Annotated in this window: 17 protein-coding genes; 13 read left to right on the forward strand and 4 right to left on the reverse strand. The window is 74.0% G+C overall.

Translation table 11 applies throughout. The features are described 5' to 3' along the window. The first annotated feature begins 138 nt into the window (after nt 1-138). Nucleotides 139-621 carry an inorganic diphosphatase gene (locus JO379_RS27935; protein ID WP_130881412.1) on the forward strand — a complete coding sequence of 161 codons (483 nt, stop codon included), beginning with the start codon at nt 139-141 and terminating at the stop codon, nt 619-621. Between the two features lie 55 nt (nt 622-676). Continuing rightward, nucleotides 677-2,227 carry a hypothetical protein gene (locus tag JO379_RS27940; protein ID WP_209517508.1) on the forward strand — a complete coding sequence of 517 codons (1,551 nt, stop codon included), beginning with the start codon at nt 677-679 and terminating at the stop codon, nt 2,225-2,227. On the opposite strand, the gene ssgD is transcribed toward JO379_RS27940, so the two are convergent. Then, nucleotides 2,179-2,592 (reverse strand): spore wall synthesis regulator SsgD, encoded by a 414-nt coding sequence (gene ssgD, locus JO379_RS27945; RefSeq protein ID WP_130881411.1) that lies wholly within the window; start codon nt 2,590-2,592, stop codon nt 2,179-2,181. The two genes, JO379_RS27940 and ssgD, sit on opposite strands and share 49 nt — an antisense overlap. Nucleotides 2,593-2,829: 237 nt before the next feature. On the opposite strand from ssgD, the gene JO379_RS27950 reads away from it, so the two are divergent. Beyond that, entirely contained in the window at nt 2,830-4,245 is a 1,416-nt protein-coding gene (locus JO379_RS27950) for a sigma factor (protein ID WP_245381578.1), read from the forward strand. 197 nt (nt 4,246-4,442) lie between these two features. On the opposite strand, the gene JO379_RS27955 is transcribed toward JO379_RS27950, so the two are convergent. Further along, nucleotides 4,443-5,621, reverse strand: coding sequence for a sensor histidine kinase (locus tag JO379_RS27955; RefSeq protein ID WP_209517509.1), 1,179 nt, complete (start codon nt 5,619-5,621; stop codon nt 4,443-4,445). 169 nt (nt 5,622-5,790) lie between these two features. Here JO379_RS27955 and JO379_RS27960 point away from each other — a divergent pair, with 169 nt between their 5' ends. Then, nucleotides 5,791-6,897 carry a WD40/YVTN/BNR-like repeat-containing protein gene (locus JO379_RS27960; RefSeq protein WP_209517511.1) on the forward strand — a complete coding sequence of 369 codons (1,107 nt, stop codon included), beginning with the start codon at nt 5,791-5,793 and terminating at the stop codon, nt 6,895-6,897. Between the two features lie 16 nt (nt 6,898-6,913). On the opposite strand, the gene JO379_RS27965 is transcribed toward JO379_RS27960, so the two are convergent. After that, entirely contained in the window at nt 6,914-7,213 is a 300-nt protein-coding gene (locus JO379_RS27965; protein WP_130881409.1) for a YciI family protein, read from the reverse strand. Between the two features lie 84 nt (nt 7,214-7,297). Between JO379_RS27965 and JO379_RS27970 the strand changes: the two genes are divergently transcribed. The 8 genes from JO379_RS27970 (at nt 7,298) to JO379_RS28005 (ending at nt 16,506) form a co-directional block, all read left to right on the forward strand. Next, the gene (locus tag JO379_RS27970) at nt 7,298-8,035 is read left to right on the forward strand and encodes an endonuclease V (RefSeq protein ID WP_130881408.1); all 738 of its coding nucleotides are present in this window, start codon (nt 7,298-7,300) and stop codon (nt 8,033-8,035) included. Between the two features lie 359 nt (nt 8,036-8,394). Further along, entirely contained in the window at nt 8,395-9,330 is a 936-nt protein-coding gene (locus JO379_RS27975) for a dihydrodipicolinate synthase family protein (RefSeq protein ID WP_130881407.1), read from the forward strand. A 285-nt stretch (nt 9,331-9,615) separates the two neighbouring features. Next, nucleotides 9,616-9,861 (forward strand): hypothetical protein, encoded by a 246-nt coding sequence (locus JO379_RS27980; protein WP_209517513.1) that lies wholly within the window; start codon nt 9,616-9,618, stop codon nt 9,859-9,861. A 102-nt stretch (nt 9,862-9,963) separates the two neighbouring features. Continuing rightward, nucleotides 9,964-10,341 (forward strand): MmcQ/YjbR family DNA-binding protein, encoded by a 378-nt coding sequence (locus JO379_RS27985; RefSeq protein ID WP_130881405.1) that lies wholly within the window; start codon nt 9,964-9,966, stop codon nt 10,339-10,341. 180 nt (nt 10,342-10,521) lie between these two features. Next, nucleotides 10,522-11,655: a CaiB/BaiF CoA transferase family protein gene (locus JO379_RS27990; protein WP_209517515.1), complete on the forward strand. Its 1,134-nt coding sequence runs from the start codon at nt 10,522-10,524 to the stop codon at nt 11,653-11,655. A 2-nt stretch (nt 11,656-11,657) separates the two neighbouring features. Beyond that, nucleotides 11,658-12,800: an acyl-CoA dehydrogenase family protein gene (locus JO379_RS27995; protein WP_209518924.1), complete on the forward strand. Its 1,143-nt coding sequence runs from the start codon at nt 11,658-11,660 to the stop codon at nt 12,798-12,800. 76 nt (nt 12,801-12,876) lie between these two features. Then, nucleotides 12,877-14,091: an acetyl-CoA C-acetyltransferase gene (locus tag JO379_RS28000; protein WP_209517517.1), complete on the forward strand. Its 1,215-nt coding sequence runs from the start codon at nt 12,877-12,879 to the stop codon at nt 14,089-14,091. Between the two features lie 231 nt (nt 14,092-14,322). Further along, complete coding sequence (locus tag JO379_RS28005; RefSeq protein ID WP_209517519.1) at nt 14,323-16,506, forward strand: 3-hydroxyacyl-CoA dehydrogenase NAD-binding domain-containing protein; 2,184 nt, start codon at nt 14,323-14,325, stop codon at nt 16,504-16,506. A 246-nt stretch (nt 16,507-16,752) separates the two neighbouring features. Here JO379_RS28005 and JO379_RS28010 read toward each other — a convergent pair whose 3' ends face one another. Continuing rightward, on the reverse strand, nt 16,753-17,481 hold the full coding sequence (locus JO379_RS28010; protein WP_209517520.1) for a MerR family transcriptional regulator: 729 nt from the start codon (nt 17,479-17,481) through the stop codon (nt 16,753-16,755). Between the two features lie 168 nt (nt 17,482-17,649). On the opposite strand from JO379_RS28010, the gene JO379_RS28015 reads away from it, so the two are divergent. After that, nucleotides 17,650-19,476, forward strand: a complete 1,827-nt coding sequence (locus tag JO379_RS28015; protein ID WP_209517523.1) for an AMP-dependent synthetase/ligase — start codon at nt 17,650-17,652, stop codon at nt 19,474-19,476. The last annotated feature ends 49 nt before the right edge of the window (nt 19,477-19,525 follow it).

Below are 19,525 nucleotides of genomic sequence, written 5' to 3' on the forward strand. Positions count from 1 at the left end.
GGGGCCGGGTGCCTGCGTCAGGCCCTTCGGCCGAGGACGACCGACGACCGGGCCGTCTGCTCTGTCGGCCCCCGAACCCCGGACAGGGCGTGGCCCGTCGGGCCACCATGGTGGCCCGACACCTACCGAGGAGCATCCGTGGACTTCGATGTCATCGTGGAGATCCCGCAAGGCAGCCGGAACAAGTACGAGATGGACCACGAGCGGGGGCGCATCCGGCTGGACCGGCTGTTGTTCACCTCGACCCGTTACCCCGCGGACTACGGATACATCGAAGGCACCCTCGGCGCCGACGGCGACCCGCTCGACGCCCTCGTCCTCGCGAGCGAGCCCACCTTCCCCGGCATCGTCGTCCGCTGTCGCGCCATCGGGATGTTCCGGATGCGCGACGAACAGGGCGAGGACGACAAGGTCCTGTGCGTGCCCGCCCAGGACCCCCGGCACGAGCACCTGCGGGACCTGCGGCATCTGCCGGAGTTCGACCGGCTGGAGATCCAGCACTTCTTCGAGGTCTACAAAGAGCTCGAACCCGGCAAGTCCGTCGACGGCGCCTGCTGGGCCGACCGCACCGCCGCCGAGGCCGAGATCGCCGCCTCCCGGCTCCGGGCCGAACGGCCCTGACGCCGCCCCGCCGTTCGACGGCCCGCGCCGGGCGTGGATGGGGTAGAAGAGGACCATGGCCACCACCGAGCGCGTCACCGAGCCCGCACCCACCCGGCCGGTCCGCCGCGATCCGCGTCTCGCGGCCGTCGCGCTCGGCTACGCGGTGCTGCAACTGTGCTTCGCCGTGGCGCACATGGAGCTCGGCTGGGACGAAAGTGTCTACCTCTCACAGGTCGACCCCCACAACCCGGCCGCCTACTTCAGCGCCCCGCGCTCACGCGGCGTCAGCTTCCTCGTCGCGCCCGTCCTCGTTTTCACCTCCTCCACCCTCGCCCTGCGCCTGGTGCTGGTGCTCCTCTCCTCGGCCGCCCTGTACGCGGCGTTCAAGGTGTGGGAGCCGCTGCTCGGACGGGGGCGGCCGGCGCTCGCGGCGCTGCTCCTCGCCGGACTGTGGATCACCGTGCTCAGCGGCCCGGAGGTCATGCCGAACCTCTGGGTCGCGCTCGCGGCCGTCGCCGCCGTCGGTTGGTTCCTGCGCGCCCACCACGACGTCACCGACCGGGGCACCGCCCTGGCCGGTGTCGTCATCACCCTCGCCGCCGCCACCCTCTTCCGGGCCCACGACGGGGTCTGGCTGGCCCTGCCCCTGCTGGCCGGCTGCGCGGCCGTACGGGCCTGGCGCCGACCGGGCACCGTGGCCGCCGTCCTCGGCGGGCTCGCGCTCGGCGGTGCCCAGTGGGCCGTCGAGGCGTACGTGCGCTTCGGCGGCATCGCGCACCGGCTGGAACTGTCCAGCGACACCGAAGGGGGCATGGGCGCGCACCTCGGCGCCGGGTTCCGGGCCGCCTACCGCGCCCTCAACGGCCCGCAGCTGTGCAGGCCCTGCCGGATCGAGGGGCCGTCGCTCAGCCACTCGTTGTGGTGGTTGCTGCTCCCCGCCGTCGTCGCCACCGCCTGCGCCCTCGCGCTGTGGGCCCGCCGGCGCGCGGAGGAGGGGGCGGCGGTCACCCTGCTGCCCGTCGCCTGCGCGCTCGGCCTCGCCCTGCCGTATCTGCTGCTCCTCGACTACTCCGCTCCCCGCTTCCTGCTCCCCGCCTACGCGCTGCTCGCCCTGCCCGTGGCCGGTCTCGCCACCCGGGCCGTGCGCTCAATGCGCACCACCGGGCGGCGGTACGCCGTGGCCGCCGTGCTGGGCGTGGTCCTCGTCGCCCATCTCTCGGTGCAACTGGAGGAGTTGAGGGTGAACACGGCCGACGCCCGTGACACCGCCGTCCGTTACCGTCGCGCGGCCGAGGCGCTGCGCCGCCTCGGCATCGAGCCGCCCTGCCTCGTGACCGGGCCGCGCGCCCAGCCCATCGCCTACGCGGCGGGGTGCGTGTCCGCCCAGACCGCGGGCAACAACCGCTCGACCACCGCCGCCGACATCGTCCGCACCTCGGGTCGCGAGCCGACGGCCGTCCTCTTCGATCCCCGCGACGGTCATCTGCCGTCCTACGCCCGCGACTGGCTGCCCCGGCCGCTGCCGGGCACCGGCTGGATCGCGTACGTCCCGTGGGCGCCGCCGGGGCCGCCCGGTCAGGCCTCCCGCAGCAGCGCGGCGAGGTCACTGTCCACGTCGAGGTGACCCGCCTCGGTGCCCGCGGGCACCAGCTCGTAGGAACGCCCCAGGAAGAGGCGGAGTTCGGCGGTGTCGAGCTGGACCATGGCCACCCCCTCCCGCGCGTGGAACTCCAGCACCGTACGGTCCGTCCCGCACGGCCACACCTGGACGTCCCCGCAGCCCGTCGAGGTGTTGAGGCCCGTCGCCAGCAGCTCGCGGGCGAAGGTCCACTCGACCTCCGCGCCGTCGAGGGAGGCGGCGGGCGGGAACGCGATGTGCACGGCGAAGGGATCGGAGCGCTCGTAGCGCAGCCGCGCGGGAACGGCGCGGGCCGGCGGGGCCGAGACGATGAGCCGGGCCTGGACGGCCTGGTCGATGAGAGTGGACAACGCCTGCTCCCTTGCGCTTGATTCCGGGTGGTGCGGGTCCTTGCCTCTTCGGCTGGAGAGACGGGATATCGATCGCCCTCGTGCACATGAATCGAGCGTGAGCTGCGTCACTGCCCTTGGATGGGGCAGACATTTGCCATCTACGCTTGCGAACTCTAGGTAATGCCTCCAAGGGCGGGCGGACCTGCAGAGAAGCCGCCCGCCCGCGGCGAGGCCCCGACAGGAGTACGCACCACGATGACCGACCGTTCGACAGCGCCGGGAGCGGCCGACTACACGCGGCTCTACGAGCGCGAACACCCACGGCTCGTGGCGTACGCGCGCACCCTCACCGCCGACTCCTGGGCCGCCGAGGACCTCGTGGCCGAGGCCCACTTCCGGGTCTGGCGCCGGCTGCGGGACGGGCACGACATCGACAATGTGTCCGCCTACCTCACCACCACCGTGAAGAACCTCGCCACCACCGTGGGACGGGCGACGCGTGAGATCCCGCAGGACCCGGTGGACGGGCCCGCCTGGCCGGACGTCCCGGCCACGGCCGGCGCCGACCCCTTCCAGCGCGTCGCCTACGTCGAACTGCTCGCGAAGGTCCTCGGACAGCTGCCCCGCCGCTGGGTCACCGCGCTCTGGCTGGCGGAGGCCGAAGGCCAGCCGCTGGAGACGGTCGGCCGGCGCATCGGCGCCGGGCGCGGCGCCACGGCCGTCCTGCTGCACCGGGCCCGCGAGGGTATGCGCCAGGCGTTCCTGCGCACTCTGCCGGGCACCCCGGAACGGGCGGCGTGCGGGAAGCACTGGGAGCGCATGCCGGCGTGTGTCCGGGGCGTGGCCCCGGCCCGGCAGTCCGACGGGCTCGACGCGCACGTCGCCGATTGCCCCGACTGCCGGGCCCGGTTGGCCCTGCTGACCCGGGCCAACCACCGGCTGCCCGCCCTCGTCGGCCCGGCGCTGCTGGTGCTGTTCGCCGGGGGCGCGGGGAAGTTCCTGCTCCCGGTGGCGGGTGCGGCGGGTGCGGCCGGTGCGGCGCAGGGCGGTTCGGGCGGTTCGGGGTCGGGCGCGCTGAAGTCCGTGGGGCAGTTGCTGCGTGGCGGGACGGGACAGGCCGGTCCCGTCGCGGCGGGCGTGACCGGTGTGGGCGTGCTGGCGGTGGCGGGCGCGGTCGCCGCGGGTATCGCGCTGGCCGCCGGGACCGGATCCGGGCCACGGCAGGAGGCCGCAGCCCCGGGCGTGACGGCGCCGGCGCGTACCGGTTCGCCGGGGCCTGCGGGTTCCCCGGAGGCTACGGGCCCGGAAGGGGCGGCGCCGGCGGGGCCGACGGAAGGGCCTGCCTCATCGGCTCCCGGGGCGACGGGACGGCAGACGCCGGGGGTGCCCGCGCCCTCCGCCACGGCTGCCCCGCGCACGGTCGCACCGACGGCGCCCCCGGTCGTCCGGCCGCCCGGTCCGTCCCCCACGGCCACGTCCGCACCCACGTCCGCGCCCACGGCCGCGGCCCCCACCCGGCCCCCGACCCCCGCCCCGACCCCGACGGTCGTCCCGTCGACCACCCCGCCGCCGATCCCGAGCCCCACCCGGGCACCGAACCCGTCGCCCTCGCCCACCCGCCACTGCCTGGAGTGGGGCGCCGGGCGCTGGACGATCTGCTGGTACGGCTGAGCCATCTGTGCGGGCCCTGCCGGGTACACCTCCGCTGCGCGGCGGTGTCCTCAATCGCCGGACGGGCTTCATTCGGCTGAGCTCAGCCGCCAAGCCCGTCCGGCGTTTGAGGACGCGCCCGCAGGGCGCCCGCCGCCGCAGGCGGCAAGACGGCCCGCAGGCGGCAAGGCGGCCCGCAGTCCGCAGGACGAACCGCCCTACGGGCGGACAGGCAGCGCCGCCAGGACCTCCCAGCCACCCCCCGGAACCGGCCCCGCCGTCAACGTGCCGCCGATCGCGTCGGCCCGCTCGGTGAGGCCGACGAGGCCGAGGCCGCCGCTGTCCTCGGGCGCGCGGTGCGGCTGCCGTCCCGGCGCGGCGCCGTCGTCGTGCACGGACACGAAGAGGCGGTGGCCGGCCCGGCGGAGGGTGACGCGGACGGCCGAGGCGCCGGGGCTGTGCCGGGCCACGTTGGCCAGGGCCTCGCCGACGATGCGGTGCACGGACGCCGCCAGTTCGGGGGCGAGGCCCGCGTCGAAACAGGGGTCGACGTGCAGGGTGACCCGCGGGGCGCCCGGATGCGTCCGGTGGAAGCCGTCGACCAGGTCCGTGAGCCCGCCCACCCCCGGCAGCGGCTCGCGCTGGGGCTGGTCCTGATGCAGGACGCGCAGCAGCCGCCGGGCCGACGTCATCGCCTCGTCACCGGCCTCCTCGATGTCCCGCAGGGACGCGGCGACCCGCTCGTCCTTCGCCAGTGAGCCGGTGGCGCGCGCCAGCAGGGTCATCGCGGCGACGTGATGGGAGACGAAGTCGTGCAACTCGCCCGCCAGCTCCAGCCGTTCGGCGTCGCGCGCGGCGGCCACCGCCTTGGCGCGCTCGGTGTCCCGGTAGCGCAGACACAGGCCCAGCGCGGCGACCCCGGCCACGACGAGGGCGTAGGCGACGACGGCGGCGCCGATCGCGTTCGCGTCCCGCACGGGTGCGGCGAGCACACCGGCGGCCAGCGCGACGCCCAGCGGCAGCGCGGCCCGTACCGGAACGCGCCAGGCGACGAGTGCCAGCAGCGTCAGCAGCGCCACGCTCTCGGCGACCCCCCAGACCGGCACGTGCACCCCGAAGGCCAGCAGACAGCCGGTCGCGGACCACGACACCCCGGCGGCCGCCAGGGCCCGTACGGGGAGTCCGGCCCACGGCAGCACACACAGGGCGACCAGCAGCCCCGCGACCCACACCACCAGGTGCGCGTGACCCCCGCCCGGCTGGTCCGCGGCCGCCCGGCTCAGCCACCAGCCCTCGATCAGCCACAGGCCGCACAGCGCGGCCGCCGGCCATCGGTGCCGTCGACGCGGGAGCCCGGGGGGAGTGCCGAAGGAGGACGGCAGGGGGAGGGGGGTCATGCGTTTCACGCTAGGCGCGCCCGCCGGGCCCCGGATCACCCGTACAGCCACACTCGATCGGTCAAAAGGATGAAACTTGTACTGTTTCCTTCGGTAACGGCCCCGCCTCCGGTAACGGCACCATCGACGGGCCGCCGCCGGTCGGCTAGCTTCCCGCCCCATGAGACGGATGGGGAAGACGACAAGAGGATTACTCGCCGGGATCTGTGGGGTGGCGCTCGCCGTCGTGGGCACCGCGCCCGCCCGGGGCGCCGCACCCGCCGCGCAAGGCGACGGTGGCCCGCGGCAGCCGGCGTGGGAGACGAGGACCAGCGGATCCGACGCACGGTTCCGCGGGCTCGCGGCCGTGAGCCGCAGCACCGCGTGGGTGGCGGGCACCAAGGGGACCGTGCTGCTCACCCGCGACGGGGGACGCCGCTGGCGCGATGTCTCACCGCCCGGCGCGGGCGGGCTGGAATTCCGGGACGTGGAGGCCTTCGACGGGCGCCGCGCGGTCGTCCTGGCGATCGGCGAGGGCGAGGCCTCGCGCGTCTTCCGCACGGACGACGGCGGCACCACCTGGACGGAGAGCTTCCGGAACACCGACCCGAAGGCCTTCTACGACTGCCTCACGTTCTTCGACACCCGCCGCGGCATCGCGCTCGGCGACCCCGTGGACGGGAAGTTCCGGATCCTCGCGACCGACGACGGCGGGCGCCGCTGGCGGGTGCTGCCCTCGGCCGGCATGCCCGCCGCCCTGCCCGGCGAGGCGGCGTTCGCCGCGAGCGGCCAGTGCGTGGTCGGCGCGGACGCGCGCGCCGGAACCCACGCGTGGTTCGCCACCGGCGGCGGCGCGACGTCCCGCGTCTTCCACTCGGCCGACCGCGGCCGCACCTGGACGGTCACCGACACGCCCCTGCCGGCCGGCGACCCCGCGCGCGGTGTCTTCGGGCTCGCCTTCCGCGACCGCGCGCACGGGCTGGCCGTCGGCGGCGACTACCGCGCCGGGCAGCCGTCGGCCCGCGCCGCGGCCGTCAGTGGCGACGGCGGCACGACCTGGGCACCTTCGGGCCGGCCACCGGCCGCCTATCGCTCCGGCGTGGCCTGGCTGCCGCACAGCCGGTCCGCCGCCCTCGCCGTCGGACCCACCGGCAGCGAGTTCAGCACGGACGCGGGCCGCACCTGGCGCGCCTTCGATTCCGGCTCGTACGACACGGTCGACTGCGCACCGGACCGCGGCTGCTGGGCGGCGGGGGAGAAGGGGCGGGTCGCCCGCCTCGCCCGGCCGGGCCGGTGACCGGGACCGGCGGGGCTCAGGAAGGCAGTTCCTGCCGGTAGGACTCCAGCGGCGGGGCGGTCTTCGTCGCGATGAACTCCGTGACCGAGTACTCGCACACCCCCGCCACGGTGAACGGGTCGCTCTCCACGATCTCCTCGATCTTCGACCGGTCGTCACCGAGGGCGATGATGACTCCGCCGTCGCGCGGCACCTTGCGGCCGGAGGCGATGAAGACACCGGACGCGTAGTGCGCGTCCAGCCAGGCGATGTGCTCGGCGAGGGCGGCCTCGACGCGCTCGACGGGGGCGATGTAGGTCAGCTCCAGTACAAACATGATCAACAGGCTACGCGCCCGTGGCGTCCGGGGCCCGCCCCGGAAGCCCGGCGCGCCCACCCCTCGATTAACGTGAGCCGCACTATGACCACTGCGCATCTTGACCACGACGGCCGCGAGAACCCGCCGGGCGACTGGCCGACGACGGAGGCGGAAGCGCTCGCCGTCCAGGACGAGTTGCGCGGCCGGGTCGTGACGGACGAGGCGGGGCCGCCGCCCGGGGAGCCGCTGGTGGCCGTCGGTGTGGACGTGGCCTACGACGACGAACGGGACGTCGTCGCGGCGGCGGCCGTCGCGCTCGACGCGCAGACGCTCGATGTCGTCGAGGAGGCCACGGCGGTCGGCCGCGTGGCCTTCCCCTACGTGCCGGGCCTGCTGGCCTTCCGCGAGATCCCCACCGTGCTCGCGGCCCTCGACCGGCTCACCGTCACCCCCGGCCTGGTCGTCTGCGACGGCTACGGGCTCGCCCACCCCCGCCGCTTCGGCCTCGCGGCCCACTTGGGCGTCCTCACCGGCCTGCCCACGATCGGCGTCGCGAAGAACCCCTTCACCTTCACCTACGCCCCACCCGGCCCGCGCCGCGGCGACACGTCCGCGCTCCTGGACGGTGACGAGGAGGTCGGCCGCGCCCTGCGCACCCAGGACGGCGTCAAGCCCGTCTTCGTCTCCGTCGGCCACCGGGTGAGCCTCGACCACGCCTGCGCCCACGCCCTGCGCCTGGCCCGCGACTTCCGCCTCCCCGAAACCACCCGCGCGGCGGATTCCCTCTGCCGAAGGGCGCTGTCGGGAGTGGGGGAGCCGGGGCGGAGTACGGGCGTCTGACGGCGACGCGTGTGCGCGTGCGCGCGCCCGCCGGATCCGCGAAACCCGCGCCGGCCCGCGCACCGCGGGGGCGGGCTCGGCCGTCTCGTCGGGGGCGCGGGCGGCGCCGCGCGCGGGCGTTCGGCTTCGGTCGTCGGCCCGGGGGGCGTGGCGGGTGCGGCTACGGGCGGCAGCCCAACGGCTTCCCCGGCGTGGGATCCCCTCCCCCGGTCGGGAGGCCGCCCCGCCGTCTTGACACCTCCCGGCCGCTGGGACAGATTCGGCCGCAGGCGCGGAAGCGGATCCGCCGTGTCCGGATCGCTCGCCCGTTCCCCTCCCGTCGAAGTCCCGTCGAAGTCCCGTCAAAGGCAGGTTCCGCGATGCGTCTGCCCAGTCCCCTTTCCGGTGTCGTCCCTCCGCTGTGCACGCCGCTCACCCCATCGGGCGACATCGACACCCGCTCCCTCGCCACCCTCGTCGAACACGTCCTCAGCGCGGGCGCCACCGCCGTCTTCGTCCTCGGTTCCAGCGGGGAGACCGCCTACCTGAGTGACGCCCAGCGCCGTACCGCGCTGCGGGCCGCCGTCGACGCCGTCGCCGGCCGGGTCCCCGTGCTGGCCGGGGTCATCGACATGACCACCGCCCGCGTGCTCGACCAGGCCCGCGCCGCCGCCGCGCTCGGCGCGGACGGGCTCGTCGCCACCGTGCCCTTCTACTCGCACCCCCACCCGGCCGAGGCCGCCACCCACTTCCGCCGAATCCGCGACGGGGTGGACCTGCCGCTCCTCGCCTACGACATCCCGTCCGCCGTCCACACCAAGCTCGCCGCCGCCACCGTCCTCGCGCTCGCCGAGGACGGCACCCTGGCCGGGCTCAAGGACAGCAGCGGCGACGGCGGAGCGCTGCGCCGGCTGCTGGTCGCCCTGCGCGGCCGTGGCCTCGCCGATGGTTTCTCCGTGCTGACCGGCTCCGAACTCACCGTCGACGCCGCCCTGCTGGCGGGCGCCCACGGCGTCGTCCCCGGGCTCGGCAACGTCGACCCGGCCGGCTACGTACGGCTGTACGGGCACGCGCGCGCGGGCCGCTGGGCCGAAGCGGCCGCCGAACAGGACCGGCTGGCCGCGTTGTTCGCGCTCGCCGAGACGGGCGACCCGGCGGTCATGGGCGGCAGCTCCTCCGCCCTCGGCGGCTTCAAGGCCGCCCTCCATCTGCTCGGCGTCATCGACTGCCCGGCCACCGCCGTCCCCCAGACCCCGCTGCCCGACTCCGCTGTGCGGTCCGTACGCCGCTACCTGGAGGAGGGCGGCCTCCTGTGAGCGCGACGCCCCCGGCGCCTCCCCGGCGTTAATTCGCTGGGCGCCCGCCGGCCCGCGCGCTACCGTCATCGACGTGATCACTCACCGAAAGTCCCATGCCGCGTAAGCCCCCCCCGGATCCGTCCCGGGCTGCCCAGAAGGCCGCGCAGTCACGACCGCCCCGGTCGCGTCGTCCCCGGGCTCTCCGCCCCCGCCCAGCGGCAGACGGCCGACTATGAAAACGTCCACGACCGCCCCGGCGGCCTCGCCGACGCCGTCACTTCCTGGTCCCGGACCGTCCACGGAATGCGACGTCACGCCTCCGAAGGGGACTGGAACGACGACCCGGACCACCCCTGCTGCTCCACGAGCCGCGAGGCGCGCATCCTCCTGGAGGAAGCCCTTCACGCTCTTCCGCCACGCGCCGCGCGGGAACTGCGCGCGGTGGTCGCGCCGCTGGACGCGCTGTTCCTCGACCGGGTCCTCCCCGACCAGCGCCACAGCGACGCCCCCGACTGGTGGACCTACACGCACCACCGAAAGCGCTACTGACGCGACGCGACGCGACGTGCCGCGCCGCCGCCCGCGCACTAGCGTGTGACGGACAGCGGCGCGTGCCGTGTCACGTAGGAGCAGCCCCGACCGGAGGACCCCATGCCGGCATCCCCAGCCCCCCTCACCGCACGGGCGAAGGTCCGCGACTTCGCGCTCGGACTTCCCGGAGCCGTCGAGGAGTTCCCGTGGGAGGACGACGCCGTCATCAAGGTCAACAAGAAGATCTTCGTCTTCCTGGGGGCCGAGGGGAACACCGAGAGCCCCGGCATCGGCGTCAAGCTCAAGGACGAGGAAACCCACGGGCACGCCCTCGCCGTACCCGGAGCCGCGCCCAGCGGGTACGGGCTCGGGCGGTCGGGCTGGGTGTCCGTGCCGCTGACCGGCGGGACGCCGGTCGACCTGCTCTGCGACTGGGTCGAGGAGAGCTACCGGACCATCGCCCCCAAGAGGCTGGTCGACCGGCTCGATACGGGCTGAGCCCCCCACCCCCGCCCCCCGCCCGATCCCGCCGACGCCGTGGCCAAGTGCCGCGGCGGCAGCGGGATTTTGCCGTCCACGGAACACTCCCGGGGGCTTGTGGAAAGTGGAACACGTTCTTAACATCGCGAGTGTTACAGCAGTTGTGTCACAAGTGGTCGTCACAGGACTGGGGTCTGGATGACAGCGTCAGGGAACGGCCCGCTCACCGGGGTGCGCGTCGTCGAGCTCGCGGGCATCGGGCCGGGCCCGTTCGCGGCCATGCTCCTCGCCGACCTCGGTGCCGACGTCGTCCGCGTCGACCGCCCCGGCGGTCCGGGGCTCGCCATCGACCCCGACCACGACCTCGCCAACCGCAACAAACGCTCCGTCGTCGTCGACCTCAAGGACGGGCACGGCCCGGCCACCGTGCTCGACCTCGTCGAACGGGCCGACGTGCTGCTGGAGGGCTACCGCCCCGGCGTCGCCGAGCGGCTCGGTGTCGGCCCCGACACCTGCCTCGCCCGCAATCCCCGGCTCGTCTACGGACGGATGACCGGCTGGGGCCAGGAGGGCCCGCTCGCGCACACCGCCGGGCACGACATCGGCTACATCGCCGTCACCGGCGCCCTGGGCATGACCGGCCCGGCCGACGGCCCGCCGTACCCGCCCGCCAACCTCCTCGGCGACTACGCGGGCGGCTCCCTCTACCTCGTCATCGGCGTCCTCGCCGCCCTCCAGCACGCCCGGACCACCGGCACCGGACAGGTCGTCGACGCCGCCATCGTCGACGGCACCGCTCACCTCACCGCCATGATCCACGGCATGCTGGCGGCCGGTGGCTGGCAGGACCGGCGGGGGGTCAACCTCCTCGACGGGGGCGCGCCCTTCTACGGCACGTACGAGACGGCCGACGGCGGTCACATGGCGGTCGGGGCGCTGGAGCCCCGCTTCTACGCCGAGTTCATCCGCCTGCTCGGCGTCGAGGAGACCGCGCCCGCCCGCGACGACCTCGCCCGCTGGGGCGAGCTGCGCACCGCCGTCGCCGACCGGTTCCGGCAGCGCACCCGCGCCGAGTGGACGTCCGTCTTCGAGGACTCGGACGCCTGTGTCGCGCCGGTGCTGTCGCTGCGCGAAGCCCCCGGGCATCCGCACCTCGCCGCGCGCGGCACCTTCGTCGAGCACGCCGGCCTCGTTCAGCCGGCCCCCGCCCCGCGCTTCTCCGCCACCCCCGGCTCCGTCCGCAGGCCGCCCGCGCGGCCCGGCGCCGATACCGCCGAGGTCGCCCGCGACTGGGGCGTCCGCGGCCTCGAGAAGCCCCAGGAGGGCCCGTGACGATGCAGCGCCGGATCTTCACCGCCGACCACGAGGCGTTCCGCGAGACCGTGCGGAGGTTCCTCGCCAAGGAGGTGACGCCGCACTACGCGCGGTGGGAGGAGGATGGCGTCGTCTCCCGCGACGCCTGGCTCGCGGCCGGGCGGCAGGGACTGCTCGGCCTCGCGGTGCCCGAGGAGTACGGCGGCGGGGGAGAGCCCGACTTCCGCTACAGCGCCGTGCTCACCGAGGAGTTCACCCGGGCCGGCGTCTCGGGACTGGCGATCGGGCTGCACAACGACATCATCGGCCCGTATCTGACCTCGCTCGCCACGGACGAGCAGAAGCGCCGCTGGCTGCCCGGCTTCTGCACGGGCGAGACCGTCACGGCCATCGCCATGACCGAGCCGGGGGCCGGCTCCGACCTCCAGGGCATCCGCACCGCCGCCGAGGACCGGGGCGACCACTGGGTGCTGAACGGCTCCAAGACCTTCATCTCCAACGGCATCCTCGCCGACCTCGTCATCGTCGTCGCGAAGACCACGCCCGATGGCGGGGCCAAGGGCCTCAGCCTGTTCGTGGTCGAGCGGGGGGCCGAGGGCTTCGAGCGCGGCCGCAACCTCGACAAGATCGGCCAGAAGGCCCAGGACACCGCCGAGCTGTTCTTCCACGACGTCCGCGTCCCCAAGGAGAACCTCCTCGGGGAGCTGCACGGCGCGTTCGGGCACCTGATGACCAATCTGGCCCAGGAGCGGATGAACATCGCCGTCGCCGGCATCGCGGCGGCCGAGCACCTGCTGGAGATCACCACCGCGTACGTCAAGGAGCGCGAGGCGTTCGGCCGTCCGCTGGCCAAGCTCCAGCACATCCGCTTCGAGATCGCCGAGATGGCCACCGAGTGCGCCGTCACCCGCACGTTCCTGGACCGCTGCATCGAGGACCACGCCCGGGGCGCACTTGATGCCGTGCACGCCTCGATGGCCAAATGGTGGGCGACCGAGCTGCAGAAGCGGGTCGCCGACCGCTGTCTGCAACTGCACGGGGGGTATGGCTATATGACCGAGTACCGGGTCGCCAAGGCGTTCACCGACGGCCGGATCCAGACGATCTACGGCGGGACCACCGAGATCATGAAGGAGATCATCGGCCGGTCCCTGCTCTCCTGATCCGCCCGCGCGCCCCACAGCTCTCCCCCGATACAGGGGTCCCCGATCTCCCCTTTTTCCCGAAAGGCTGCCGACCTTGAGCACCGAAGCGTTTGTGTACGACGCGATCCGCACCCCGCGCGGCCGCGGCAAGGCCAATGGGTCGCTGCACGGCACCAAGCCGATCGATCTCGTCGTCGGCCTGATCCACGAGATGCGCCGTCGTTTCCCGGAGCTGGACCCGGCCGCCATCGACGACATCGTGCTCGGCGTCGTCAGCCCCGTCGGCGACCAGGGCTCCGACATCGCCAAGATCGCGGCCATCGCCGCCGGGCTCCCCGACACCGTCGCCGGCGTCCAGGAGAACCGCTTCTGTGCCTCGGGCCTGGAGGCCGTCAACCTCGCCGCCGCCAAGGTGCGCTCCGGCTGGGAGGACCTGGTCCTCGCGGGCGGCGTCGAGTCGATGTCCCGCGTCCCCATGGCCTCCGACGGGGGCGCCTGGTTCGCGGACCCCATGACGAACTTCGACGTCAACTTCGTTCCCCAGGGCATCGGCGCCGACCTCATCGCCACCCTCGGCGGCTTCACCCGCCGCGACGTCGACACCTTCGCCGCCCGCTCCCAGGAGCGCGCCGCCGAGGCGTGGAAGGCCGGCCGCTTCGACCGCTCCGTCGTGCCCGTACGGGACCGCAACGGCCTGATCGTCCTCGACCGGGACGAACACCTGCGCCCCGGCACCACCGCCGACTCCCTGAGCGCCCTGAAGCCCTCCTTCGCGGGCATCGGCGAGGCGGGCGGCTTCGACGCGGTGGCGCTCCAGAAGTACCACTGGGTGGAGAAGATCGATCACGTCCACCACGCGGGCAACTCCTCCGGCATCGTGGACGGCGCGGCCCTCGTCGCCATCGGCAACCGCGAGGTCGGCGAGCGCTACGGCATGGCGCCCCGCGCCCGTATTGTCTCCGCGGCCGTCTCCGGCGCCGACCCCACCATTATGCTTACCGGCCCCGCCCTCGCCACCCGCAAGGCCCTCGCCAAGGCGGGCCTGACCATCGACGACATCGATCTGATCGAGATCAACGAGGCGTTCGCCGCCGTGGTGCTGCGCTTCGCCCACGACATGGGCATCGGCCTGGAGAAGATCAACGTCAACGGCGGTGCCATCGCCCTCGGCCACCCCCTCGGCGCGACCGGCGCGATGCTGCTCGGCACCGTCGTCGACGAACTGGAGCGCCAGGACAAGCGCTACGGCCTGATCACCCTCTGCGTCGGCGGCGGCATGGGCAGCGCGACCGTCGTCGAGCGCCTCTAGCCCGCCGGCCGTGGCCTGTCCGTGCCGCCTGCGGCGGCGAGCGCCCTGCGGGCGCGTCCTCGAGCGCCGGACGGGCTGCTGTGCCGTGGCCTCGAACGCCCGACGAGCTCGGCGGCCGAGTCCAGCCACAACCTCGTACGGCCCGCACAGGACCAGCACCATCCCGCGCAGACCCCCCGGACAGGCTCAGCGCCCGGCGCACCGCTACCGGAACACCCTGGAGACTTCGACATGAGCGAGAGCACCACCATCCGCTGGGAGCAGAGCGGCGACGGCGTCGTCACCCTCGTCCTGGACGACCCGAACCAGTCGGCCAACACCATGAACGACGCGTTCCGGACGTCCCTCCAGGCGGTCGCCGACCGCCTGGAGGCCGAGCGCGCCTCGGTGACCGGCGTCATCGTCACCTCCGCGAAGAAGACCTTCTTCGCGGGCGGCGACCTCAAGGACATGATCAGGATCGGGCCCGCCGAGGCCCAGCAGGCCTTCGACGCGGGCATGGCCATCAAGCGCGACCTGCGCCGCATCGAGACCCTCGGAGTGCCCGTCGTCGCCGCGATCAACGGCGCCGCCCTCGGCGGCGGCTACGAGATCGCCCTCGCCTGCCACCACCGCGTCGCGCTCGACGCCCCCGGCACCAAGATCGGCCTGCCCGAGGTCACCCTCGGCCTGCTCCCGGCGGGCGGTGGCGTCACCCGCACGGTCCGGCTGCTCGGCATCACCGACGCGCTGCTGAAGGTCCTCCTCCAGGGCAAGCAGTACGACCCGCGCCGCGCCCTGGAGGCGGGCCTGATCCACGAGACCGCGGCCACCGGCGACGAACTGCTCGCCAAGGCCCGCGCCTTCGTCGCCGCCCACCCCGAGTCCCGGCAGCCCTGGGACGTCAAGGGGTACAGGATCCCCGGCGGTACCCCGTCCAACCCCCGCTTCGCGGCCGACCTGCCCGCCTTCCCGGCGAGCCTGAAGAAGCAGCTCGCGGGCGCCCCCTACCCCGCCCCGCGCAACATCCTGGCCGCCGCCGTCGAGGGCTCCCAGGTCGACTTCGAGACCGCCCAGGTCATCGAGGCCCGCTACTTCACGGAGCTGGTCACCGGGCAGATCTCCAAGAACATGATCCAGGCCTTCTTCTTCGACCTCCAGGCCGTCAACGCGGGCCGCAGCCGCCCGCAGGGCACCGCCCCCCGCACGGTCCGCAAGGTCGCCGTCCTCGGCGCCGGCATGATGGGCGCGGGCATCGCGTACTCCTGCGCCCGGGCCGGCATCGAGGTGGTCCTCAAGGACGTCACGGCCGAGGCCGCGGCCAAGGGCAAGGCCTACTCCGAGGGCCTGCTCGCCAAGGCGCTCTCCCGCGGCCGCACCACCGAGGCGAAGCGCGACGAACTGCTCGCCCGGATCACCCCCACCGCCGACCCGCAGGACCTCGCCGGCTGTGACGCCGTCATCGAGGCGGTCTTCGAGGACCCGGCCCTCAAGCACAAGGTGTTCCAGGAGATCCAGCACATCGTCGAGCCCGACGCGCTGCTGTGCTCCAACACCTCCACCCTGCCCATCACCGTCCTGGCCGAAGGCGTGGAGCGCCCGGCGGACTTCGTGGGCCTGCACTTCTTCTCGCCCGTCGACAAGATGCCGCTGGTGGAGATCATCAAGGGAGCGCGGACCGGCGACGAGGCCCTCGCCCGCGCCTTCGACCTCGTCCGGCAGATCCGCAAGACGCCCATCGTGGTCAACGACTCGCGCGGCTTCTTCACCTCACGCGTCATCGGCCGGTTCATCAACGAGGGCGTGGCCATGATCGGCGAAGGCGTCGACCCCGCCTCCGTCGAACAGGCCGCCGCCCAGGCCGGCTACCCCGCCAAGGTGCTCTCCCTGATGGACGAGCTGACCCTCACCCTGCCGCGCCGGATCCGCGACGAGACGCGGCGCGCGGTCGAGGCCGCCGGCGGCACCTGGGCACCGCACCCCGCCGACGCCGTCATCGACCGGATGGTGGACGAGTTCGGCCGCACGGGCCGCTCCGGCGGCGCAGGCTTCTACGACTACGCCGACGGCAAGCGGACCGGTCTGTGGCCGGGCCTGCGCGAGCACTTCGGCCGGGACACCGGGCGGGACGGGGCCCTCCCGCCCGTGCCCTTCGCGGACATGAAGGACCGCATGCTCTTCTCCGAGGCGCTGGACACCGTCCGCTGCCTGGAGGAGAACGTCCTGACCTCCGTCGCCGACGCCAACATCGGCTCCCTGCTGGGCATCGGCTTCCCCGGCTGGACGGGCGGGGTGCTCCAGTTCATCAACGGCTACGAGGGCGGGCTGCCCGGCTTCGTGGCCCGAGCCCGGGAGCTCCAGGCCGCCTACGGCGACCGCTTCGAGCCGCCCGCGCTGCTGGTGGAGAAGGCGGAACAGGGCGGCACGTTCCGCTAGGGCCGTTCCGGCGGATCATGGGCGCGCGCACCACCGCTGCGCGGCGGTGTCCTCAATCGCCGGACGGGCTTGGCGGCTGAGCCCAGCCGATAGCAGCCCGTCCGGCGTTTGAGGACGCGCCCGCAGGGCGCTCGCCGCCGTAGGCGGCAACGGCCGCGCGGCGGCGACATCCGGCCATCCGGAGTCGGCCGCCGCGCGGAGACCGGCACGTTCTGCAGGACGCGCCCTAAGCCGGGCCGGCCAGGCCTACGGCTCCCCGGCCGCGTACATCGCCCGCAGCTCCTGCTTCAGCGACCGCTGGAACGCCGTCACCAGGGCCTGCACCACCAGCGGCTGCATATGGGCCGACAGCGACTTCATCGCCTCGATGTTCCCCGTGTCCACCTCGCCCTCGAAGAGCCTCGTCAGCTCCCGGGCCGTGGAGCGGGCGTGCTCCAGCAGCACCGTGCGGGCCGCGAGGATCGTCTCCAGCGCGATCGGCACGTCCAGCAGCCGCACCCCCAGCCGCAGCAGCCCCGGGTCCACCCGGAACGCGTCCCCGGCGCCGCTCGCACCCTCCTGCTCGCCCATCCGCTCCAGGACGTTCAGCGCCGTCAGCCGGTCGATGTCCTCCTCGGACAGCGCCCGCCCGGCGCGTCGCTCCAGCTGGGCCTGGGTGGCCTCCTCCGCCTTGTCCGGCAGCCAGGACGCCACCATGGCCCGGTGGATGGCCAGGTCGTGCGCGCTGAGGTCCGGCGGCAGCTGGTGCACATAGCGTTCGATGGCGGCGAGCGTCAGCCCCTGGTGCTGCAACTCCTCGATCAGCGCCAGCCGGGACAGATGGTCCGGGCCGTAGTGTCCGACCCGGCGCGGCCCGATCTCCGGCGGGGGCAGCAGCCCCCGGGTGCTGTAGAAACGGACCGTCCGGACGGTGACCCCCGCGCGGGCGGCCAACTCGTCGACGGTGAGGGTGGGTTCCCCGGAATCCGTGGCCATCGGCGGCGCCTCGCTCTCTCTTCCGGCTCTGCTGCGGTCGGCTCCGTTGCGGTGTCCGTCCGGCTCAATCGAGTTCAACAGTATTGCTGTGCCACCACCACTGTGAAACCTTCCCTCTCGACCGGTCGTCAGCCCAAGGCCCACGGACACCAACACCTGGAGGCCGCATTGACCACGCCCCCGCGCCGTCGACTCCCCGCCGCACCGGACGAACTCACCCTCCCCGCGCTGCTGCTGCGCAACGCCGAGGAATACCCCGAACTACCCGCCCTGACCTGGCGCGACCCCGATGGCGCCGCACCGCGCACGCTCAGCTGGGCGCGGGTCCGCGCCGAGGTCGCGGGCCTCGCCGCGGGCTACGCCGCGCTCGGCGTCGCGCGCGGTGACCATGTGCTGATGATGATGGGCAACCGGCCCGAACACTGGCTCAGCGACCTCGCCCTCGTCCACCTCGGCGCCGTCCCCGTCTCGGTCTACGGCACCTCCTCGCCCGAGCAGATCGCCCACATCGCCCGGCACAGCCGGGCCCGGCTGGCCGTGCTCGAAGGGGCGGGCGAGCTGGCCCGCTGGGAGCCGCTGACCGACGACGCCACGGTTCCCCTGGAGAGGATCCTGGTCGTCGACGCCGCGGTGGCCGGACGGCACACCCCCTACGCGACGCTCACCGCGCGGCAGCCGGCACCCCACGACGGCGCGGCCTTCGACAAGGCCTGGCGGGAGGTGCGCCCCGCCGACCCGGTGACCGTCGTCTACACCTCGGGCACCACCGGCGACCCCAAGGGTGTGGTGATCACCCACCGTGCCGTGCTGCTCGACTGCGTCGGCATCGACCGCGCCGTCGACCTCCCCGAGCACGTCGAGCACCTGTGCTATCTGCCCTTCGCGCACATCGCGGAACGGGTGCTCGGCATCTACCTCCCCGTCCTGCGGGCCGCACACGTCCACCTCTGTGACGACCCGGCCACCGTGGCGGCCCGGGCACGCGAGCTGCGCCCGGCGGAGTTCTTCGGGGTGCCGCGGGTGTGGGAGAAGCTGACCGCGTCCGTCCGGGCCGCGCTGGAGACCCTGCCGGAGGAGCGGCGGCGGGTGATCGAGGCCGCGGGCGAGACGGCCCGCGCGCACGTGGCGCACCGGGCCCGCGGCGAGGAGCCACCGCCCGCGCTGGCGGCCGCGTACGAGGCGGCCCGGCAGCAGGTGCTCGTGCCGTTGCTGGCCCTGGCGGGCCTGGACAGGCTGATGTGGGCCGGCAGCGCCACCGCCCCGATGCCGCGGGAAGTCGTCGACTTCTGGACCGGGTTCGGCATTGTGATCATGGACGGGTGGGGGCTGACCGAGACCTCGGGCGTGGTGACCCTGAACGCGCCGGCCGACTTCCGCCTCGGGTCCGTGGGCCGCCCGCTCGACGGGGTGGAGGTGCGGACGGCCGCCGACGGCGAGCTCGAAGTGCGCGGCGAGATCGTCTGCGCCGGATATCTGCGGGCGGACGGGTCGGTGGAGAGCGCGACCAACGCCGAGGGCTGGTTTCCCACCGGTGACATCGGGCGGATCGACGAGGACGGCTTCGTCTGGGTCGTCGACCGCAAGAAGGAGATCATCGTGACCTCGACGGGCAAGAACGTCTCGCCCGCGCTCGTCGAGAACGCCCTCAAGGAACACCCGCTCGTCGGCCAGGCGTTCGTCCACGGCGACGGGCGGTCCTATCTCGTCGCCCTGCTCGTCCTCGATGCCGAGCTGACCCGCCCCTGGGCCGCCCGGCACGGCATCGACGCCGCCCCGGACGCCCTGGCGGACCACCCGGCTGTGCGGGCGGAGATCGACCGGGCCGTGGCGGCGGCCAACGCGCGGCTGAACCGCACCGAGCAGATCAAGCGGTACCGGCTGCTCACCCGCGAGTGGGGCCCGGCGACGGGGGAGCTGACGCCCTCGCTCAAGCTGCGGCGGCGGGTCGTACGGGAGAAGTACGCCGCGGAGATCGAGGAGTTGTACGCCCCGTGAGCGCGACGGCGGCCCGGTACCCCGCACACGCGGGGTACCGGGCCGCCGG

The sequence above is a fragment of the Streptomyces syringium genome (assembly GCF_017876625.1).
In the GTDB taxonomy this organism is placed as follows: Bacteria; Actinomycetota; Actinomycetes; order Streptomycetales; family Streptomycetaceae; genus Streptomyces; species Streptomyces syringius.

Bases quoted from the DNA above. Each gene is read 5' to 3' on its own strand.
- JO379_RS27940 (WP_209517508.1), top strand. From the start codon at position 677: ATGGCCACCACCGAGCGCGTCACCGAGCCCGCACCCACCCGGCCGGTC.
- JO379_RS27950 (WP_245381578.1), top strand. From the start codon at position 2,830: ATGACCGACCGTTCGACAGCGCCGGGAGCGGCCGACTACACGCGGCTC.
- JO379_RS27955 (WP_209517509.1), bottom strand. From the start codon at position 5,621: ATGACCCCCCTCCCCCTGCCGTCCTCCTTCGGCACTCCCCCCGGGCTC.
- JO379_RS27960 (WP_209517511.1), top strand. From the start codon at position 5,791: ATGGGGAAGACGACAAGAGGATTACTCGCCGGGATCTGTGGGGTGGCG.
- JO379_RS27965 (WP_130881409.1), bottom strand. From the start codon at position 7,213: ATGTTTGTACTGGAGCTGACCTACATCGCCCCCGTCGAGCGCGTCGAG.
- JO379_RS27970 (WP_130881408.1), top strand. From the start codon at position 7,298: ATGACCACTGCGCATCTTGACCACGACGGCCGCGAGAACCCGCCGGGC.
- JO379_RS27975 (WP_130881407.1), top strand. From the start codon at position 8,395: ATGCGTCTGCCCAGTCCCCTTTCCGGTGTCGTCCCTCCGCTGTGCACG.
- JO379_RS27980 (WP_209517513.1), top strand. From the start codon at position 9,616: ATGCGACGTCACGCCTCCGAAGGGGACTGGAACGACGACCCGGACCAC.
- JO379_RS27985 (WP_130881405.1), top strand. From the start codon at position 9,964: ATGCCGGCATCCCCAGCCCCCCTCACCGCACGGGCGAAGGTCCGCGAC.
- JO379_RS27990 (WP_209517515.1), top strand. From the start codon at position 10,522: ATGACAGCGTCAGGGAACGGCCCGCTCACCGGGGTGCGCGTCGTCGAG.
- JO379_RS27995 (WP_209518924.1), top strand. From the start codon at position 11,658: ATGCAGCGCCGGATCTTCACCGCCGACCACGAGGCGTTCCGCGAGACC.
- JO379_RS28005 (WP_209517519.1), top strand. From the start codon at position 14,323: ATGAGCGAGAGCACCACCATCCGCTGGGAGCAGAGCGGCGACGGCGTC.
- JO379_RS28010 (WP_209517520.1), bottom strand. From the start codon at position 17,481: ATGGCCACGGATTCCGGGGAACCCACCCTCACCGTCGACGAGTTGGCC.